Raw genomic sequence first — 18,958 nt, 5'->3', positions numbered from 1 at the left:
TTTGTCTTTATTACTGACGTCTGACTGCCTGTTATTTATTTATAAGTGCGGATATAGGCTGTCCATCGTAGGTAGCCGACCGCAAAATCTTTTCTGTTACCTTTAATGCCTGCCCATGTAAGGGAGCATAGTGCAGCGGCTCATTGTATTGCTGCCCTTCGTGCGTACACCACCATAACAAGCGTAGTAACTCCTCCGCTTTTTCCCTGCTCCGGCCTTTGTATTTCTGCTCCTTATAGATCAGCGCCCATGAAAAGCTGGATAAAGGATATCCCTCAGGGGCTGGGGTCTGCGTGATAGATGCTTTAGCATCTGCCGGCAGTTCAATATCGGCTGCTGCTGCGATAGAGCTGATGGTTGGCGCAATGTACCGGCCTGAAAGATTCTTAATCCGGGCAACACCCATCTTATTTTCAAGAGCATAAGAAAGCTCTACATATCCGATACTTCCAGGCGAATGTTTAATCAGTCCGGCAACACCTTCATTTCCTTTACCACCTAATCCTGCAGGCCAGTTTACAGCGGTTCCCCTTCCAACCCTTTCTTTCCACTCGTTACTAACCTTGGTAAGGTAATCAGTGAAAATGAAAGACGTGCCGCTTCCATCGGAGCGGTGTACCACGGTGATCATCCGGTTTGGAAGAGATATTCCGGGATTATCCTTTTTGAGAGAAGGGTGATTCCAGTTTTTGATCTTACCTAAAAAAATGTCTGCCAGTACCTCCGGTGAGAGGTTTAAAGTGTCTTTTACTCCTGGTATATGATAACTGATGACTGTTGCGCCAATACATACCGGTACGTGCAATACCGGTACTTCAAGATTCTTTTCCTGCTCCTCGTTAACGGGTGCATCAGTGGCGCCAAAATCGATGGTTTTGTTCGTTAACTGCAGGATGCCGCCGCCGGAACCAATAGACTGGTAATTTACCTGCATCCTGTACTGGTTATGATACTCAGAGAACATGGTAGAAAAAGGGGGATATACAAAACTGCTCCCCGCGCCAATCAGGCCGGTAGCCTTGTCATTACCACTGTTGCAGGAAATCAGGAATGCTGGGAGCAACACGAAAACAAAGCCTGCAATATTTAAAAACTCACCCTTTCTTGATTTCATGGTCTTACTCTCTCGTTTTTGTTGTATATTCCATAACAAAGTCGGGCGACGCTATCACGTGTCCGGGGCAAGCTTTTCGCACTATAAATCTTACACCTAAAACGGAAACCGCTGAAGCATGTTTTGTTCGTCATGTTATGTTTACGTTAAGTTTATGTTGATTTTATATATCCGGTGGATTGCCTGTTTGCTTAAACAGCGAGAAGTACGACTGTGCCATTCTTTCCAGGCTGAAGTGCTGCCTGGTGTATCTTGCAACATCTTCTCGTTGCAATGTTAAAGATTCCGGATGCGTAATCAACTGATTTAAAGTACGAGTCCATACGGCAACGTCGCCGGATGGCAAAAGATATCCGTTTTTTTCGTTGTGAACCGCATCTCTTATTCCTTCTATGTCAGAGGCGACTACCCTTGTGCCCAGCAATGACGCCTCCAGACAGACAAGCCCGAAGCCTTCCATATCGCCTTCTACTTTTATGTTAGGCATTATAAACGCATCGGCAGCACCCAGGAGTATCCTGATATCGTCAGCGGTGAGTTTTCCTAAAAGCTTAGCTTTAGCAGAGATTTGCGGATCGTTGAAGAGGCCCCTGATAGCTTCAGCATCACCGGGGAAGCCGAGAAATAATTCAATAAGGTTTTTGACAGTAGTGGGCAATAACTTTAGCAAGCGGGCGGTGGGATCAGACGGACTTATTGTCGGCCCTACCATTAAATAGATAAAGTCGTCGTGTAATTCCGGAATCACATTTCGAAGAAACCATGAGAAACCTTTACGTTTCACCTGCCTCCCCAGCGATATGAGGAGCCTTTTTCCAGTGCTGTTGATTTGGAATTTCTTTTGAAGAAGGAAGTCTGCATCTGTTCTCGCTACCGGTAAACTTATTCCATTGCCGACTCCATTATTTACAACTTTGATTTTATCTTCAGCAATGCCCCTGCTTGTACAGGCATCCGCTGTAGCCTGGCTGACAGCAATTATCAGATCGAATTTATTGAACTTTGGAAGAACAAAGCGCTGGTAAAGGAATGAGGGAAACACTATATCCAGCCCGTGAACAGTCATAGTACGTTTGAGATGGCTGTATCCTGTGTGTGTAAGGCTCCAGGCCCCTATCAGGGCATCGTTAAAGTGTATAAGGGAAATGCCTGGATTCTCCTTGCATATTCTTATAATCCTCCTGTTAAGACGGGTGAAAAACTCAATCCGGCTTCCATCTCCTTCAAACACAATAGTATGCACTTTAGTATACCGTCCTACGCCTTTGATCAGTTCATAACTTTGTTTTTCCATTCCGCCGGTAGCCGGGGGATATTTATGACTTACAAAAAGTACTTCCATTGGGTTCTTGTGACGTTGACAGCCGGTTTTTATCGAGGAAGAAATAGATACACGCTCCAAACGCAATCCAGACTAATTGCCGTGAACGTCTTAAAATCGAGGCAGAGATCCATATCCCGGCTTCGTGCACTCCTATAACAGAAAGCATCATCTTATTGCCAAGTTCTTCAATGCCAATCTGCCCCGGTATAAAAGCGCCTGCCGCCTTAAAAAAGATGACGCCCATATCAATCAGCAGGGCCTGCTGAATGCTGATTTTTACTCCCAAAAAATGAAGTATGAAGTAAAATTCAAAGGCGCCGGCAATCCAGTGAAGAAGAGCAAACACAACCGCAAGTATGACTGCTTTTCTGCTGTACCGGCATAATTTAATAGTTTCGGCATATATCTCCTTTAGTTTGAGCCTTAATGCCCCTGTTTTAAAGGCAAGCTGACGACCTTGCTTTGTCGTTCGAATCATCCCCGTTAACCTCGTTTTATAAGTAACTCCAACTACTAACATGATTATAACCAATACAACGACAATCCCAATAGGGAGAACCCACTTCTCTGCATTTAAATTAATGGTGTCCATTTTTACACCCTGTATAAAAAGAATAGTTGCCGTAAGAAAGAACAGGAAGAGCTGGCTAATGATCATAATTGCCCGTGAAACCAGGATAGAGGCCACAATAGCTTTTTTGTTTCGAATATATGATCCCAGTAGCTGTACTTTTGCCGCCTCTCCGCCGACAATCCCCATCGGGTTAAGAAGGCTTATTGTTTCACCGGCGTGGCGGACCTGAAAGAGTCTGCGGAGTGAAATATCTGCCAGATGTTTGCCCATAGAGTATTTCCAGCTTAAAGTGCCAAATATATAGGCAACCCCGGTAGTGAGGATCAGAATGATAAAGTTATAACCAACCTTCTTAATGCTGATTATTACTTCTTTATAATCGGTCGCCCGAATGAAAATCACCAGCGAAACAATAACGGAGACAGTGACAATGACTTTAATCAGTTTCATCGGTGTCATTAAACAGCTGCCAATACATGGTACTCTGATAATTTTTTGAGGTCGTCGAAATAGATATTTACCAGTTGATCCCAGCTGCATGACCTGCTTAAGGCCAATCCTTCAGTAATAAAACGGTCTCTTAGTGTTTTATCGCTGAGCAGAATTTCAATTTTTTCTGCATAATCCACAGCGTTATATGGCTCACATTTAAACCCGTTTACACCGTGGTTAATAAAGTCTGCTGAGCCCCCGCCGTCGGCGATGACGCAGGGAATACCAGAAGCCATTGCTTCAAGCACTACGTTACCATATGTTTCGGAAACAGACGGAAACAGAAAAATATCGACTGACGCATAAATCGCGGCTAGTTCCTGATGGCCTTTATGCCCCAGGAAAAAAGCTTGTGGCATACGTTGTTCGCACGCTTTTCGCGCTATTCCGTCTCCGGCTATCAGCAGGTTTACAGCCAGGCCTTCTTTTGTGATTTCGTCATATATTTCAAACAAGGTCTCCAGGTTCTTCTCCCAAACAAGGCGGCTGGCAAAGAGAATGCAGGGATCACTATTTCCCGTTATCTTGTGCAGCGCCTTAAAATTCTTTTTTTCAGGCGAGAACAAATTCGCATCCAATCCTCTTTTCCAAAGCTTCATGAGGCGCTCATTGATGCCCATTTCAACGAGCTCTGATGAAATGCTCTCCGATGGAACATACACAAGGTCGCACTGGTTATAAAAGCTTTTCTGGCTGTCGGCTACAAGGGACTTCGCTGTGCTGATCAGAAAGGGGGCATGTTTGAAATAATAATCAATATATGAAATAAAGTGGGTATGATAAATTGATATAACAGGTATCTGCCGTCGACGGGCATATTTAAGACCAAAATTGCCCAGGATAGAAGGGGTTGCAATATGAATGATGTCTGGAGCAAAAGCCTGGAGTTTTGTCTTAAGCCTGTTTTGTGCGAGAGCTGGCAATGCCATTTTATAAGTATGGTTGACAGGTAAAGTAATGGTAGGCATACGGATACAATCAAATCCGTAAAGCTGATCGGGGCCTGTTCCACAAATGAAAAGGAATTCAAATTCTTCAGATGGTATTCTTTTGATGATTTGAAACATCGTGCGTGAGGCACCATCGAAATCCTCGATCAGTATTTCAGCAAAGAAGGCTACTTTGATTTTAGTCATTGTGGTGGCTTTTATAGTTCACTCCTTGTTACTGGCAGTTATATTCCATACCTCTGATATTATAGCTCTCACTGCAGTGCAAGTTAGATGGCAGATGTTATTTCATTGTTAGCTCAGCATAAATTAATCGCTGCTTTGCAACAATGCTTATGGACTTTGATGGTTTGAATCCAGCCAGATAGGAATGGTATCTATGAACTGTTGAGTAACAGTATGCCGCAATTGTGTACACTCAGCACCGCCTCGGGCAAGTATATATCGACAAGTATATATATCGAGGAGACTGCCCTTGCCTGAATATGATCAGGTTACATTTTCATCGTTTTCGTCATGTCTGGCCGGGATTGTTTCAGAGGCGTTAAGCTTTTTCCCCAGTGCTTTCTTGTCTTTTGCATTCCGTTTTAAAAAGAAAAAAAGGGCTGCGATAACAATCAGCAGAACAAGTACGATTAACCAGTAATTTAAGTCCATAATCATCTGTTTTTTCAGGCTGTTTATCAGACAGCTCGTTTATATAACAGTTGGTCGGGGAATTGTGTTACTTTACGATTATTATCGTTATGTTAAGCTTTTGAAACAGCTGTGTGCTGGATTTATGAGGGCAGCACTGATGCTAACTCGACCTTCTCAATAGAATGAATAGCCTTCCTTTTTTTCTTTTTTCGGCCCCTCCAAATCAGAAAACCGGTAATGGGAAGGCTTGACGCGATCAGGCTTGAAAAGAAAGCAATAGTCTTTCCTGCCAGCCCTCCGATGGCTCCCACATGGATATCATAATTCATGCGAATGATCTTGTCGGCTACTGAAGCATTGGCAAATCTGCCATAAATATGGTTTACTTCAATCTCTTTTAAAGTATGCTGATCATAGTAACGATAGTCGGCCTTCCAGTACGTTTCACTGTCGGGGTTAACAGCAATCTCAATGGCTGATTTTTCATTTTCAGGAGGATGTACATCGATGATCCCCTTAAATTGAGGATTCTCTTTCATCGTTTTCATCCATAGCCTGTCTACTGTCGGCATACCGGTACCTGCTGCGAGGATTTTAGTAGTGTCTGAAAATGTTTCAGTATACTGAACCTGTTGTTTTCCTCCGGATGCAATCCAGTACACCGATTTTGAAAACCACTGAAATCCCATAACCAAGCCAGATAAGGCAAGGAACAGGGCTACCCAGGTCATGTAAAAACCCAATACATTATGCATGTCGTAGTTTACCCTTCGCCATCGCGCATCCCATTTTATTGAAAACCGCTGTTTTAATGCTTTTTTATGTCGGGGCCACCATAAAATAATACCCGTTATCATCATGATTACAAAAATAAGGGTACCTGTCGCAAGGATTGGCTGGCCGATATGAGGGGGAAGCCAGAGATAGTAATGTCCATTGATAACTATGCGGAAGAAGTCATTGGCCATATTCTTTACCTTGAGTACTTCACCGCTGTAAGGATTGATGAATACGGTGTAATAATATTGCTCTGGTTCTAAGCTAAAATATACTGCTACTGAGGAGCGGCCCGTCTGATAGCTGATGCTGTGAAGTTTTTTTCCGGGCAGTTGAATATCCGCAATCTTCTGCAGTTGGGTTGGTGTCAGCAAAGCCTGGTTCTGCTTTTCGGTAAAACGATAAGATTGAACAGCATCTTCAATTTCCCGTTGATAGGCAAGAATACATCCTGTAACTCCCAGAAATAAAACAATTAGTCCCGATGCGAGTCCGAGCCAAAGATGCAATTTGCCTATTATCTTTTTTACTGTCATGCGGGATCAGAGTGATATGCTAACTTTTAATTCACGGTGCTTGCTTGCCGGTAGAATCGTTCAGGCACAACCACGTATTAATTTCTCTATTTATTTAGAATAATTACAAACAGTCGCAAAGTAATGAGATTGTAATTAAAACACCAAATTATTTAGAATAATTCTATATAATTTAAATTTGATCCCTGCTTCATCCTTGGACGCTCCATAAAAGCTCCGTTAAGTATATTTATAACCTCTGATATAATTTAATGCATTCTAATTTAGAATTGAAACCAGGAAGAGACGATGACAACTTTTGCCGATAAGATTATTGAATATAACAACCAACTTGAGTATACTGGACCTTTACCTGATGGGATTTCCATTATGAATCCTTATAAGCAAAACGAAGTTGCCCTCGCGGCTTCTACCGAATTCTATCACAAGTACTATAATGATAATCATCCGCGGCATTTAATACTTGGCATCAACCCTGGAAGGTTCGGCTCTGGAACTACCGGGGTTTCATTTACTGATCCCAAAAGGTTGATATCCAGATGTGGAATCGCATTTCCCGGACCGATAACTCACGAGCCTTCGTCGGAGTTTATTTATGATATGATTGAAGCATTTGGCGGAGTAGCAGCCTTTTATCACAGGTTTTATATTCATTCCGTATTTCCCCTTGGATTTACTATCAGAGGGGCGAATGGCCGGGAAACCAATTATAATTACTACGATAATAAGGAATTGCAGAATGCTGCTTACCCGTTTATAATCGAGAATATCCGAAAACAGATCGATATTGGATTTGAAACAGATATTTGTTTTTGTTTTGGTACGGGCAGGAACGAAGCCTTTCTCAGGAAGCTAAATGATGAACAAAAAATTTTCAAAAGGATCATTGCGCTGGAGCATCCCCGCTATATTATGCAGTATAAATCAAAAACAAAGAGGGAGTATATAGATAAGTATTTGGAAGCGTTCAGTCAGTGTAAATAGAACATTAACCATATAGTCCTTACAACGACAATGACAGAAATTAAATTGACATTTATAGGAACCGGTGACGCTTTTGGCAGCGGAGGGAGGTTAAGTACTTGTTTTTACGTTAAGGCGCCAGATTCTGGATTTCTAATTGACTGCGGTGCGAGTTCCATCCCTGGCTTGAAAATGAACGGTATAGATATTAAAGATATCGGTACCATCCTCATTACTCATTTTCATGGTGACCACTTCGGTGGACTGCCCTTTTTTCTCCTGGAAGCTGCTGTATGCAGGTGTGAGAAGCCGATCACCGTTGTCAGTCCCCCCGGGTGTAAGGAAAAGGTAACTCAACTTCTCTCGCTGCTTTATCCTGGAACTGAGGTTCTGGAGAAGCTTAATATCAGTTTTTTGGAGTATCAGCCCTTCGAAACTATTGTCACCGGAGGGCTTAAGGTACAAGCTTATCCAGTTATTCATTCAGAAGCCGCATTTCCACATGGTTTACGTATACATATTGCTGATAAGATCATCAGTTATTCAGGTGATACCGAGTGGACTGACAATCTGATTCCTCTTAGTGCAGATGCCGATCTTTTCATTTGTGAATGTAACTTTTTCAATCTTCAGGTTAGAGGGCACATGAATTATCAGAGTTTGAAGTTGTGGCTGCCCGGTCTAACATGTAAAAAAATCATCCTCACTCATTTTGATAACGAAATGCTGAATAATATTGATCAGATTGATGCTGAATGTGCGTTTGACGGTATGAAAGTGGATATATAGCTAGCTATTTCAGCTGGTAGTTGGTGGCGGGCTGCGGTATGGCTGCGCTTTTCAAACGCTTTTGCGACGCTTTTGGTCGTGTTCGAATAAGTGTATCAGTGTTAGAAAACTGTCGCCAAAACTGCTGCAATTGTGTTAGATTTATCGCAGCAATGCGTTCAGGCTATTAGCCTTTACAGTGAAAGTTTTAAGTTCAATAATAATGTACTCCACTTCAAATAAAACACAACTACTTGACCGCAGGGTTATACTCGTATCTTGTATATTTTTTTTAACACACTTCCTTTTTTACGGTACGGCCCTTGGTCAGGGCTTCTTAAGAGCTGACGGCCAAAAGATAATTAACAGGAAAGGAGACAATGTATTACTTCGTGGTATAGGACTTGGCGGATGGATGTTACAGGAAGGGTACATGTTGAAGGTTAACAGGGATGGCCAGCAGTATAGGATCAGGGAAAGAATTGAGGAACTCATTGGTAAAAAGCAGGCAGATGAATTTTACGAATCGTGGCTATTGAATCATACCACGAAGGCCGATGTGGATTCGATGAAGGCCTGGGGTTTTAACTCGATTCGCTTACCCATGCACTATAACCTTTATACTCTACCACTAGAAAAGGAGCCTGTGAAAGGAGTGAATACCTGGCTTGCTAAAGGGTTTGCCATGACTGACAGCCTGTTGTCATGGTGCAAGGCAAATCAGATGTACCTTATCCTTGATTTGCATGCTGCGCCGGGAGGCCAGGGGAACGATCTGAATATCTCGGACCGTGATCCTTCAAAACCCTCGCTGTGGGATAGTGAAGCAAACCAGCAAAAGACTGTTGCTTTATGGAGGAAGCTGGCAGAGCGGTACGTAAGTGAACAGTGGATAGGTGGATATGACATTATTAATGAACCAAACTGGGGTTTTACTGATCCGGAAAAAGATAAAAATGGAACGGGAGAACCAACAAACGGGCCATTGAAAAAGCTGATGGTGGATATCACGAGGGCAATTCGTGAAGTGGATAAAAATCACCTTATCATTATTGAAGGAAACGGCTGGGGTAATAACTACAGGGGAATTTTACCTCAATGGGATAACAACATGGCATTAAGCTATCATAAGTATTGGAATTTTAATGATTTAGAGTCAATAAAGGGATTCCTTGAAGCCCGGGAGAAATACAATATTCCGATATGGCTGGGCGAAACGGGCGAAAACTCGAATGTGTGGTTTACCGATGCTATCCGATTACTGGAGACGAATAATATTGGATGGTCGTGGTGGCCTTTGAAGAAAGTTGGCATCAACAACCCGCTTGAAGTGAAATCTAATCCCAATTACGACCGGGTAGTAAATTATTGGAACGGGGTGGGGAAAAAACCGGGCGAGAGCGACGCTTACAGTGGTTTAATGGAGCTGGCTTCCGCACTTAAGATTCGGAACAATGTGGTTCATCGCGACGTAATTGATGCAATGATCAGACAGCCTTTCTCTACAGAAACCAAACCGTTTAAAAAACATTTGACCGGACCTGGTACGATTATTCAAGCTGTTGATTACGACCTGGGAAGGAACGGATGCGCCTATTTTGATAAGGATACAGCCAATTACCGGGTATCGGGGCAGGATGGAAGAGGAAACCGCGGTGGCGCATATCGAAACGACGGTGTGGATATCAGGCGCGACTCAAGCGGTTATGAAAAATACTACGTGAGCGATATTGAAGACGGGGAATGGCTTCAGTATACTATTGATGTTGAAAGAGCAGCGTGTTACACTGTTCACCTCAATATTAAATCGCCGATTGACACCGGTAAATTTCTTCTTGTTGTTAATGGAAAGAGTTTCGTTTCAAATTCCCCTATCCCGGTTACTGAAGATCTAAAGGCATCTGGATTTTTAGAATTTCGAAATATCCGTCTAACTAAAGGGGCAAATAAAGTACGAGTATACGTAGAGAAGGGAGGGATGGATCTTACGGAGCTTCGTTTCTCGGGGCGTGCTGGCCGCCGTTAGGTAGCATCATGGCCTGCGAAATGAAATCTTTAATGCAGAGCTGAAACGTTTACCTTTTCAATTCCCTGCAGATGCACCTCAATATGCCGGTCGTGGGCTTTAGTTTCAAATTCGCTGATGATCTCTAAGATGTCGTAATCAATGAAGTTACAGTCACTGCCGTCGATCGTAAGAACGCTATATGGAGCGATGCTGTCAAGCGTTTTTCTCAGGTTCACTTTGTTAAGAAACGTAACATTGGAATTGAGCCTTATCAGGTGAACTTCAGTCTGGTGTTGCTTCGTTTTTGTGACCTTATATTCAACACGGAAGTTATTAAGAACAATAAAGTAAATTGATATCAAAAGGCCAATAGTCACACCGATCAGCAGATCAGTAGCGAGGATTACAATGATGGTAAGAATAAACGGAAAAAACTGTTTCCATCCCAGTCCCCACATATTGCGGAAGAGCTTGGGTTTGGTAAGGTTATAACCGGTGATCAGAAGTATGCCGGCAAGCGAAGCATAGGGAATCATCCGCAATAAAAAGGGAATGAGCGCCACTGCAAGCAAAAGAAAGACGCCATGAGTAAATGCAGAGAATTTTGTTCTACCGCCCGCGTCTGCGTTGGCTGCTCCCCGAACTACAACCGCGGTCATAGGGATGGCACCCAGAAGTCCGCAGGTCATATTTCCGATTCCCTGTGCTATAAGCTCACGATTAACCGGGGTAATGCGGTTATGTTTATCAAGTTTGTCAACCGCTTCTACACAAAGCAGGGTTTCTAACGTTGCCAGAAGGCCGATGATTAATCCGTCTTTCCAGATCTCTGTATTAGAAAAAAGCTTTGAGAAATCAGGGAAAGAGATATCTGCAAAAATATTCGAGGGAATATTGACGAGTTGGTTGGGTTTAAGTGAAAAGTCGGAATTCAAGTGTGTCAGTAGGTAATTAACGACGATCCCAAGGATCACAACCAGCAATGGAGCCGGTACTACTCTTAGCTTTTTTGCCCAGGGCCGTTGCAGAAGAATAAGAGTGGCTAATGAAATTATTGTTATCAGGATGGCTCCTCTGCGTATGTGCAGGTTGAAATTTTTAAAGTTGCCGAGAAAGTTTTCGTCTGAAAATAAACGCAGGAATCCGCTCGTCCAGAAGTCGGGCTGGTCGTAACCGATAGCCAGGGGAATCTGTTTGGACATTAGAATGATTCCGATAGCTGCTAACATTCCTTTTATAACTGATGACGGGAAATAATTAGCGATACTGCCCAGCTTTAAAAGACCCAGGAGAAGCTGGAACAATCCGGCAACCATTACAGCCAACAAAAATATCTTGTAATCGCCCAGCGAAATAATGGATGCCGAAACGAGTGTGGTAAGCCCCGCGGCAGGACCGGAAACGCTCAATGATGAGCCGCTTATGAGGGAAACAACCAATCCGCCGATTATTCCCGACAGGATTCCCGAATAGAGAGGGGCTCCAGAGGCCAATGCAATACCCAAGCAAAGTGGAAGCGCAACAAAGAAGACAGAGAGTCCCGCTGGCAGGTCGTGTTTTAACCACAGCAGACGGTAATATTTTATTTTTCTTTTCACTACTGATAAATAGAACTGGCCAGTTAAGAATGGCCACTTTAGCAATTGAAGTTGTAATTAATCCTTTGGCCGGATTAAAGAATGTGTGCAAATTTAACTAAAAGCAAATCTTTCGTCAATTTAAGTGACGAGGATCATATTTTAGAATCAAGAGTTAAGACACAGGTATCAGGACACAAGAAATAAGAAACAAGAATCAAGTAACATTAAGATTATCTCTAATATCTCAAATCTCATATCGCTATTTATCACCTATTGATTCGTTCTATAACATATTGTAAATTAGAGTATATTTAACAGTAAAACCAAAACCAAATAATCATGAAAAGGAGTAGATTTTTGAATTACAACGTGATGTTGTCATTGTTTGTTATTTTTACGGGGCTGAACGAAGTATATGCTCAAACTTCGAAAAAAGAGGAAAGAGTACGGAAAGCGGCTGAGATAAAACAGATGGTAAGTTCAAAAGATTTTGTTTTCAAAGCGCAGTTCGCCCTGCCAATGGGGGGGAGTTCTTTTCAGCTAACATCCGAATACGACGTTCAGGTAAAAAAGGATACTGTAATTTGTTTTCTTCCATACTTCGGGCGGGCTTATACCGCACCGATGAATCCTTCTGAGGGAGGAATTCGTTTCACTTCAAAAGATTTTCAATATACTGTCAGTAATAAAAAAAAGAGTGGGTGGGATATTGTAATTAAACCACGTGACGTAAATAACATTCAGCAATTAACATTTTACATTTCAGAAAGTGGTTATGGATCGGTACAAGTAACCGACAATAACAGGCAGCCGATTTCATTTAATGGCTATTTTGAAAAGAATAAGGAGGAAAATAAAAAAGAATAAATTTGCTGTCGGATTACCAGATGGACGACAACAAATTTAATTACAAAGATCAGGTACTTAATATAGCTTGTATGTTAAGTACCGTTTACCGTGAGCTCTTTATATATGGATTAAATGCTGCCTTGCATAATGAGTTGAAAGATATTAAGGATATTTTTGAAGATGGAGAAGAATACCCTGGCGATGTAGCTTTGCTTGAAGCTCTTGACGATGAAAATATAAAGATCATACTTTCTGCCATGTATGATATTGAGGAATACGGCGACAGTCTTTTGAATATCAATAATATTAGTGATAAAGAACTGAATGAAGGTCTGGAAAACGGGCTGGGTAGCGAATATGCACCTGATTATGGCGAAGCTGTAGAAAATGACTATCGTTTCTGGTTAAATGAGGTGATGGGATATACCCACCTTAGCGTATTCAATCTGTTGACTTTGTGTTATTCGTTGTCAAACGGGGTCAATGAAGTGCCCGAAGAGCATGTAAGTTCATTGTATTTTCCGACGGATGAATCGCTTGCTCTCCTGGACATTGGAGATCAAAATGTTAAACTGCTTACTGAGTTGGCATTTAAACTGAGTGATTGTGCGAACGACCTTTGTGAGAAATTGTAAATCTGTAGCAAAAAAAAAGCCCCGCTACAATGAGTGTAGTCGAGGCACCTAAACCTTATCGAAAGCAAATATAAGCGTTTTTTTACTTTTCAAAAGAAAAAATAAAAAAACATGCTTCGAGAATTGATCTCTTTGAACATCGATCTTTAAATCTAGCTGGAGATCTTTACTATATATCGGCCCGTAAGCTGTCCTTTTAACATCGAATCAAGATGTTCCTGAATGGTATCAAGGGTACATACACTTACAATCTTATCCATTTTTGCTGGCCTCCAGTCTGTTGCCAGATGTTCCCATATTTCTTTCCTGAGGTGGTGATCGCAAAGAACCGAGTCAATTCCTATTAAACGAATCCCTTTTAGAATAAAGGGATAAATAGTAGTATGCAGTTCGGGTGAGCTTACCAGGCCACAACAGGTTGCTACTCCGCCGTAATTGAGGCTTTTTAGAACAGTGGCAAGGATGTTACCCCCTACAGTGTCAATAGCGGCTGCATACTGTGCTTTTAAAAAAGGTTTTCCGCTATGATCGTCAATAGCTGCACGGGGAATAACCTCTTTGGCCCCCAAATCCAGTAACAGGTCCACTGCGTCTTCTTTTCCGGTGACGGCGGTTACGTGAAATCCCAGGTGACTCAAAATTGCAACTGCGAGGCTACCCACGCCGCCGGAAGCTCCTGTAACAATAATTTTTCCATTAGGAGGAGTGATGCCCTGTTTTTTTAGATTATATACAGATAGCGCAGCTGTTAATCCAGCGGTGCCAAACATCATACTACGTTTCCGGCTCAGGCCTTCGGGCAGGTGCACCGGCCAGGAGGCCGGCACCCGTATATACTCAGCAAAGCCACCTGATGTATTCATGCCGAGGTCGTAACCCGTAACAATTACCTTATCTCCCCTGTTAAAGTGCGGATCTGCACTTTTTTCTACTGTTCCTGCGGCGTCTATGCCGGGAGTATGGGGATAGTTGCGGGTTACTCCTTTATTTCCGATTGCAGAAAGGGCGTCTTTGTAGTTTAAAGATGAGTATTGTACTTTTATCAGTACTTCACCCGGAGGAAGATCGTCTTCGGATTTAGTAACCAACGCGGATTTATATTCTTTTTCGGAGCTTTCTGCGACCTCGAATGCTTTAAATAACATATAATTGAAGCTAGGAGCAGATATACTACCAGTCAACGGCATCGGTTTTACTACTGCTCAGTTTATTAAAACTCAAAAGTAATCAGAAAGGTTTATATAATATAGCGCCGAAACAAGGTCTGTATAAGAAATAGATTGAAATTGCAGAAATTATGAGAGTTACTTTCCGTGAACTGAAAAATGAATTTAAAAGAGTACTTATTTCTCTGTCGTTCACAGAAGCGAAGGCTGAACTGTGTGCAGAAGTTTTCGCAGCGAACAGTCTTGATGGCGTTTATTCTCATGGATTGAACCGATTTCCGGTTTTTGCACAATATGTCAGAGAGGGATTGGTCAGACCTGATGCAGAACCCGAGTTAGCAGCTGGAAAAGGCTTGATTGAAACGTGGGAGGGAAACCTGGCTCCGGGAATGTACAATGCCCGAATATGTATGGACAGAGCGATAACTCTGGCTAAGGAGAACGGATTGGGATGTGTTTCGCTGCGAAACACGAACCACTGGATGCGGGGAGGAACTTACGGATGGCAAGCTGCTGACGCTGGCTGTATAGGTATTTGTACTACGAATACTACAGCTAATATGCCACCCTGGGGAGGTGTCGAGCCGCGGCTTGGCAACAATCCTCTTGTAATAGCAATCCCCCATAATGACGGCCATGTCGTTCTGGACATGGCCATTTCACAATTTTCTTTTGGTAAGTTACAGGAATACGAGTTTAATGGCGAGCAGCTCCCTGTGCCGGGCGGGTATGACGAAAAGGGTAGTCTGAGTACGGATCCGGCTGCTATATCACGCTCTATGCGTGCCCTGCCGGTTGGTTTCTGGAAAGGATCGGGGCTGTCGCTTGTCCTTGATGTGCTTCTAACGGCATTGAGCGGAGGAAGAAGTGTTAGGGATATCAGCACGGATAAAAAGGAGACAGGCGTAACACAGCTTTTTCTTTGTCTGCATCGCGAAGATCTGCATGCTGATCTCATCAGAGAAATACTTGACTATACGAAAACCAGCGCTCCTGTTGAACCTGAAGGCGCGATTTATTATCCGGGGGAACAAACGTTAAAAACCCGTCGCGACAATGAAAAGAATGGCATTCCTGTAAATGAAGAGATCTGGAACCGGGTTCTCGCAATGTAAAGTATCTGAAACATGGAGGAGAAGTACGTAAGGTTATTCTGACCACCGTTATATACTTTGCACGTAAATGGAATTTCTCTAAGTTTGGTAAATAAACGAAGGTGACATGTATTATAGAATAGCTGATTTTATTGCCGACTGGGAAAGAGAAAGCCAAAATACAGTAAAGATATTTTCTTTCATTAAGGAAGGATCGCAAAAAAGAAAGGTTCATGAAAACGTACGGAGCCTCGAAAGGCTTGCCTGGCACATTGTTCAAACTATTACCGAAATGGGCAGCAGGGCAGGCTTGTTCGATAAGGACTTCCTTGAGGAGGAATCCGTTCCCGAAACAATGCAGGGTATTACCGACGCTTATCAAAGATGGAGCAGAGAGCTTATAACGGTTATTGAAAGCAGATGGTCGGATGCGAGTCTTGATGAAGAATTAAATATGTACGGTGAATATTGGAAGAAGGGGACACTTTTGTCTGTTCTTATACGTCATGAGGCACATCATCGCAGTCAAATGACAGTTATTATGCGATTGCTCGGCTTGCCGGTTCCCGGCATCTATGGCCCTTCAAAGGAAGAATGGGCAGGCATGGGACTGCCTGCGATGGAATAGCGCATAAAAGACTAAACGTCCTTAGGAGGTGTCTTAACCGGGTTGACTGGTTGCTCGCTTTCTTCCTTGGTTTTAGCGGGACTTCTGAAATTCGCTTCTTCTTCGTTATATTCCCTGTCTTCCGGTTTTAACACAGCCTCTTCGTCGTCCTCAGGATGTTTGATGTGTTTCCGTTCTGAATCCTTAGGATACAGTTTTTCCGGCTTATCGCTTTGATTATTTATATCGCTCATGTTTTTCTTTTCTTTATAGAACGGACAACATGAAGTATAGTTTTATTGAAGTGTTTATGCTGCAATGCACCACGTCAATGAAAACATAGGAAGATGTTACGTAAATTCTGTTTAACCACTAAATGTGGGGCGGATTAGTTTGAGGAATTATGAAGGAATCTCCATGAGATAAGATGTCAACATCAAGGCCTCTTATGGAGATTTTTTTCTTGTTGCCGAACTCTGTAATATTAGAGTTCTGGATGTTGTGTCCCTGGATAATAATTACTACACCGCTACCAATAACTTCGCCCTCTATGCCGTTGCGAATAACCATCGCAGTATCCTCTTCAATGCCTATCCCGATGCAAGTAGGATTGGTGACGATCACCTGGGCCATCCTGATGAAGCGGCCGCGATCTACGAAGTGTGTGTCAATACAAACATCTTTTAAAAATTCCAGTCCCGTTGTGATTCTTATCTCACCGCTAAACTGCTGCACATCTTTATTTCCAGCGTAGATCATCGGGGTGGGCATCGCCATTGCGCCGGCACTCGTGCCTCCAATCAATAACCCATGATGAATATACCGTTGTTTAAGATGCAGCAGGAATTCTGTACCGCCATAAAGATACGTTAGTTTTAACTGATCGCCTCCGCTGAAAAAAACAGCATCAGCTTTGTTGATCCTTTCGATAAAGGTTGGGCCTTCATTTATTGCTGTTTGGCGATCTTCATGATGTATCCTGTTTATGTTTTTAATACCGACGTCGTTGAAGCCTTTCACGTACTCCTTAAAAAGCTCGTCACCTTCGCTGCTCGCTGTAGTAACGATCTCAAGTACCGGATTATTTGACTTGATAAGGAATCTGAATGACTTGAGTACGTCAAGAGGATGGTTGTTTTGCCTCGTAATCTCTCTGTCTGGAATCTCTCCCTTGTCTTCATGTCCTCCAATGACCATGATGATCCCCTTGGGGACCGGGCATTCATTTATTGGTTTTTCTTTCATAAATATTCGCAGATGTTCTGTTCTAACTGCTTCTTTTGTTTATTTGTTTAGCTTTCTGTAAAAGAATTAGTGATTTTGGTTTGCAGAAATTAACTTTGGCGCATTGGCGGTCTGGTCGCTATGCATTGGGATGAGTTGTTCACAGACAGAAATGGAATGCAAACTTATCTTTGCCGCTTTAATTTTTGAAGGATGAGAATTGCTATTAATGGTTTCGGACGTATCGGGAGGACTGTTCTCCGCATACTTTCAGAGAGAGGAACTGCTGAAATAGTGGCAATTAATGATTTAGCTGATCCGGTAACCATGGCCCACCTGGTAAAATACGACAGCGTACACAGGGGATTTAAAGGAAGCATAGAGCCAGGAGATAATTCATTGCTCCTTAATGGAACGACTGTTTCGGTTTTTTCCGAAGCAGACCCTTTAAAACTTCCCTGGAAAGATCTGGATATAGACATCGTTATTGAATCAACAGGGAAATTCATAACCAGGGAGAAAGCCGCGCTTCATCTTGCCGCGGGAGCAAAGCAGGTGATTATTTCAGCACCTCCCGGAACTAAGGACGTTCCTGTTGCCGTATTAGGTGTAAATGATGAAATGATCGATTTTTCATCGCCTGTTCTTTCAAATGCTTCCTGTACTACCAATAATATAGCTCCTATGATTAAGGTACTTGAAAGTAACTGGGGGATTGTTAACGGTTATATCACCACCGTTCACTCTATGACGGGTGATCAAAACCTGCATGATGGACTTCACCGTGACCTTCGCAGAGCCAGGGCGGCTTCTTCGTCGATTATTCCTACCACTACCGGAGCCGCGAAAGCAATTACGTCCATATTTCCTTCACTTGAAGGAAAGCTTGGTGGGGCCGGAATAAGGGTGCCGGTATTAAACGGGTCACTGACTGATTTTACCTGTACCTTAAAGGTGCAACCTGCTGTAGAAGAGATTAATACTGAATTCAGGCGGGCGGCAGATACATCCTTAAAGGGTATTATGCAGTATACCGTCGATCCTATAGTTTCTGTGGACATTCTTGATAATCCTCATTCCTGTATCTTCGATTCTTTGTTAACTTCTGTAGTAGGAGGGATCACGAAGGTTGTTGGATGGTATGATAATGAGTATGGTTATTCAAGCCGTCTGGCTGACATGATTGATAAAATTGCTTTATTGAAAAGGAGATGATCGAATTTATCAGCGCTGAACAGACCCTGCCATTAAGAAACGAGATTTTAAGGAACGGCAAACTGCTTTTGGAAGATTGCCGGTTTGAAGGCGACGAAGCAGCTGAAGCATTTCATGTTGGATACTTTAAAGAAGGCCAGTTAATAGCTGTTGTTTCTTTTCTGCCGCAAGGTAGAGAGGGATTTAGTGGAATGGGTTACAGGCTAAGGGGAATGGCTGTTCTACCTGAATATAGAAAGAAGGGAATTGGAAACCTCATTGCTAATTTTGGTGTTTTATATCTAAAAGGCAAAAAAGTTAGCTATGTTTGGTGCGATGCCCGAAAGGTAGCTTATAGCTTTTATCTGGGTCAGGGATTTGAATTTATATCAGAAGAATTCGAAATTCAGAACATAGGGCCGCACAGGGTAATGTATCTTAAACTTTCATAATTATACATATAT

At 42.6% G+C, this 18,958-nt stretch carries 19 protein-coding genes; 9 read left to right on the top strand and 10 right to left on the bottom strand.

The window, feature by feature from the left end; translation table 11 throughout:
- Positions 1 to 31: 31 nt before the first annotated feature.
- From pstS to BDE36_RS19605, 6 genes are all read right to left on the bottom strand, one after another.
- Complete coding sequence (gene pstS / locus BDE36_RS19625; RefSeq protein ID WP_141816214.1) at positions 32 to 1,114, bottom strand: phosphate ABC transporter substrate-binding protein PstS; 1,083 nt, start codon at positions 1,112 to 1,114, stop codon at positions 32 to 34.
- A gap of 163 nt (positions 1,115 to 1,277) precedes the next feature.
- On the bottom strand, positions 1,278 to 2,456 hold the full coding sequence (locus BDE36_RS19620; protein WP_141816213.1) for a glycosyltransferase family 4 protein: 1,179 nt from the start codon (positions 2,454 to 2,456) through the stop codon (positions 1,278 to 1,280).
- Positions 2,431 to 3,462: a lysylphosphatidylglycerol synthase domain-containing protein gene (locus BDE36_RS19615; protein ID WP_161987728.1), complete on the bottom strand. Its 1,032-nt coding sequence runs from the start codon at positions 3,460 to 3,462 to the stop codon at positions 2,431 to 2,433. Before BDE36_RS19615 ends, BDE36_RS19620 begins: the two co-directional genes overlap by 26 nt.
- 8 nt (positions 3,463 to 3,470) lie before the next feature.
- Positions 3,471 to 4,640 (bottom strand): glycosyltransferase family 4 protein, encoded by a 1,170-nt coding sequence (locus BDE36_RS19610; protein WP_141816211.1) that lies wholly within the window; start codon positions 4,638 to 4,640, stop codon positions 3,471 to 3,473.
- Positions 4,641 to 4,943: 303 nt separating this feature from the next.
- Complete coding sequence (locus tag BDE36_RS23815) at positions 4,944 to 5,111, bottom strand: hypothetical protein (RefSeq protein WP_161987726.1); 168 nt, start codon at positions 5,109 to 5,111, stop codon at positions 4,944 to 4,946.
- A 122-nt stretch (positions 5,112 to 5,233) separates the two neighbouring features.
- On the bottom strand, positions 5,234 to 6,406 hold the full coding sequence (locus BDE36_RS19605) for a PepSY-associated TM helix domain-containing protein (protein WP_128768491.1): 1,173 nt from the start codon (positions 6,404 to 6,406) through the stop codon (positions 5,234 to 5,236).
- A 288-nt stretch (positions 6,407 to 6,694) separates the two neighbouring features.
- Between BDE36_RS19605 and BDE36_RS19600 the strand changes: the two genes are divergently transcribed.
- The 3 genes from BDE36_RS19600 (at position 6,695) to BDE36_RS19590 (ending at position 10,163) form a co-directional block, all read left to right on the top strand.
- Positions 6,695 to 7,390: a uracil-DNA glycosylase family protein gene (locus BDE36_RS19600; RefSeq protein ID WP_141816210.1), complete on the top strand. Its 696-nt coding sequence runs from the start codon at positions 6,695 to 6,697 to the stop codon at positions 7,388 to 7,390.
- A gap of 30 nt (positions 7,391 to 7,420) precedes the next feature.
- A complete protein-coding gene (locus BDE36_RS19595; RefSeq protein WP_141816209.1) occupies positions 7,421 to 8,158 on the top strand; it encodes an MBL fold metallo-hydrolase in 738 nt (245 codons plus the stop codon).
- 202 nt (positions 8,159 to 8,360) lie between these two features.
- Positions 8,361 to 10,163: a cellulase family glycosylhydrolase gene (locus tag BDE36_RS19590; RefSeq protein WP_141816208.1), complete on the top strand. Its 1,803-nt coding sequence runs from the start codon at positions 8,361 to 8,363 to the stop codon at positions 10,161 to 10,163.
- Between the two features lie 29 nt (positions 10,164 to 10,192).
- Here the strand turns inward: BDE36_RS19590 and BDE36_RS19585 are convergent, their stop codons facing one another.
- On the bottom strand, positions 10,193 to 11,743 hold the full coding sequence (locus tag BDE36_RS19585) for a SulP family inorganic anion transporter (RefSeq protein WP_202618171.1): 1,551 nt from the start codon (positions 11,741 to 11,743) through the stop codon (positions 10,193 to 10,195).
- Positions 11,744 to 12,064: 321 nt separating this feature from the next.
- Here BDE36_RS19585 and BDE36_RS19580 point away from each other — a divergent pair, with 321 nt between their 5' ends.
- Entirely contained in the window at positions 12,065 to 12,592 is a 528-nt protein-coding gene (locus BDE36_RS19580) for a DUF4251 domain-containing protein (RefSeq protein ID WP_141816207.1), read from the top strand.
- A 20-nt stretch (positions 12,593 to 12,612) separates the two neighbouring features.
- Positions 12,613 to 13,209: a hypothetical protein gene (locus BDE36_RS19575; RefSeq protein ID WP_141816206.1), complete on the top strand. Its 597-nt coding sequence runs from the start codon at positions 12,613 to 12,615 to the stop codon at positions 13,207 to 13,209.
- 152 nt (positions 13,210 to 13,361) lie between these two features.
- On the opposite strand, the gene BDE36_RS19570 is transcribed toward BDE36_RS19575, so the two are convergent.
- Positions 13,362 to 14,354, bottom strand: a complete 993-nt coding sequence (locus BDE36_RS19570) for a YhdH/YhfP family quinone oxidoreductase (RefSeq protein ID WP_141816205.1) — start codon at positions 14,352 to 14,354, stop codon at positions 13,362 to 13,364.
- Positions 14,355 to 14,506: 152 nt separating this feature from the next.
- Between BDE36_RS19570 and yiaK the strand changes: the two genes are divergently transcribed.
- Positions 14,507 to 15,490: a 3-dehydro-L-gulonate 2-dehydrogenase gene (gene yiaK, locus BDE36_RS19565; protein ID WP_141816204.1), complete on the top strand. Its 984-nt coding sequence runs from the start codon at positions 14,507 to 14,509 to the stop codon at positions 15,488 to 15,490.
- A gap of 106 nt (positions 15,491 to 15,596) precedes the next feature.
- Positions 15,597 to 16,097, top strand: a complete 501-nt coding sequence (locus tag BDE36_RS19560; protein WP_141816203.1) for a DinB family protein — start codon at positions 15,597 to 15,599, stop codon at positions 16,095 to 16,097.
- An 11-nt stretch (positions 16,098 to 16,108) separates the two neighbouring features.
- Here the strand turns inward: BDE36_RS19560 and BDE36_RS19555 are convergent, their stop codons facing one another.
- Both BDE36_RS19555 and BDE36_RS19550 read right to left on the bottom strand, forming a co-directional pair.
- The gene (locus tag BDE36_RS19555) at positions 16,109 to 16,330 is read right to left on the bottom strand and encodes a hypothetical protein (protein WP_141816202.1); all 222 of its coding nucleotides are present in this window, start codon (positions 16,328 to 16,330) and stop codon (positions 16,109 to 16,111) included.
- Between the two features lie 118 nt (positions 16,331 to 16,448).
- Positions 16,449 to 17,321 carry a cyanophycinase gene (locus tag BDE36_RS19550; RefSeq protein WP_141816201.1) on the bottom strand — a complete coding sequence of 291 codons (873 nt, stop codon included), beginning with the start codon at positions 17,319 to 17,321 and terminating at the stop codon, positions 16,449 to 16,451.
- A 192-nt stretch (positions 17,322 to 17,513) separates the two neighbouring features.
- On the opposite strand from BDE36_RS19550, the gene gap reads away from it, so the two are divergent.
- Positions 17,514 to 18,515, top strand: coding sequence for a type I glyceraldehyde-3-phosphate dehydrogenase (gap, locus tag BDE36_RS19545; protein WP_128768472.1), 1,002 nt, complete (start codon positions 17,514 to 17,516; stop codon positions 18,513 to 18,515).
- Positions 18,512 to 18,946, top strand: coding sequence for a GNAT family N-acetyltransferase (locus tag BDE36_RS19540; protein ID WP_128768471.1), 435 nt, complete (start codon positions 18,512 to 18,514; stop codon positions 18,944 to 18,946). The genes gap and BDE36_RS19540 overlap by 4 nt, the downstream gene beginning before the upstream one ends.
- The last annotated feature ends 12 nt before the right edge of the window (positions 18,947 to 18,958 follow it).

The sequence above is a fragment of the Arcticibacter tournemirensis genome, assembly GCF_006716645.1.
Classification (GTDB): domain Bacteria; phylum Bacteroidota; class Bacteroidia; order Sphingobacteriales; family Sphingobacteriaceae; genus Arcticibacter; species Arcticibacter tournemirensis.
Note: the sequence above shows the minus strand (reverse complement) of the source record. Positions and strands in the feature narration are given on the sequence as shown.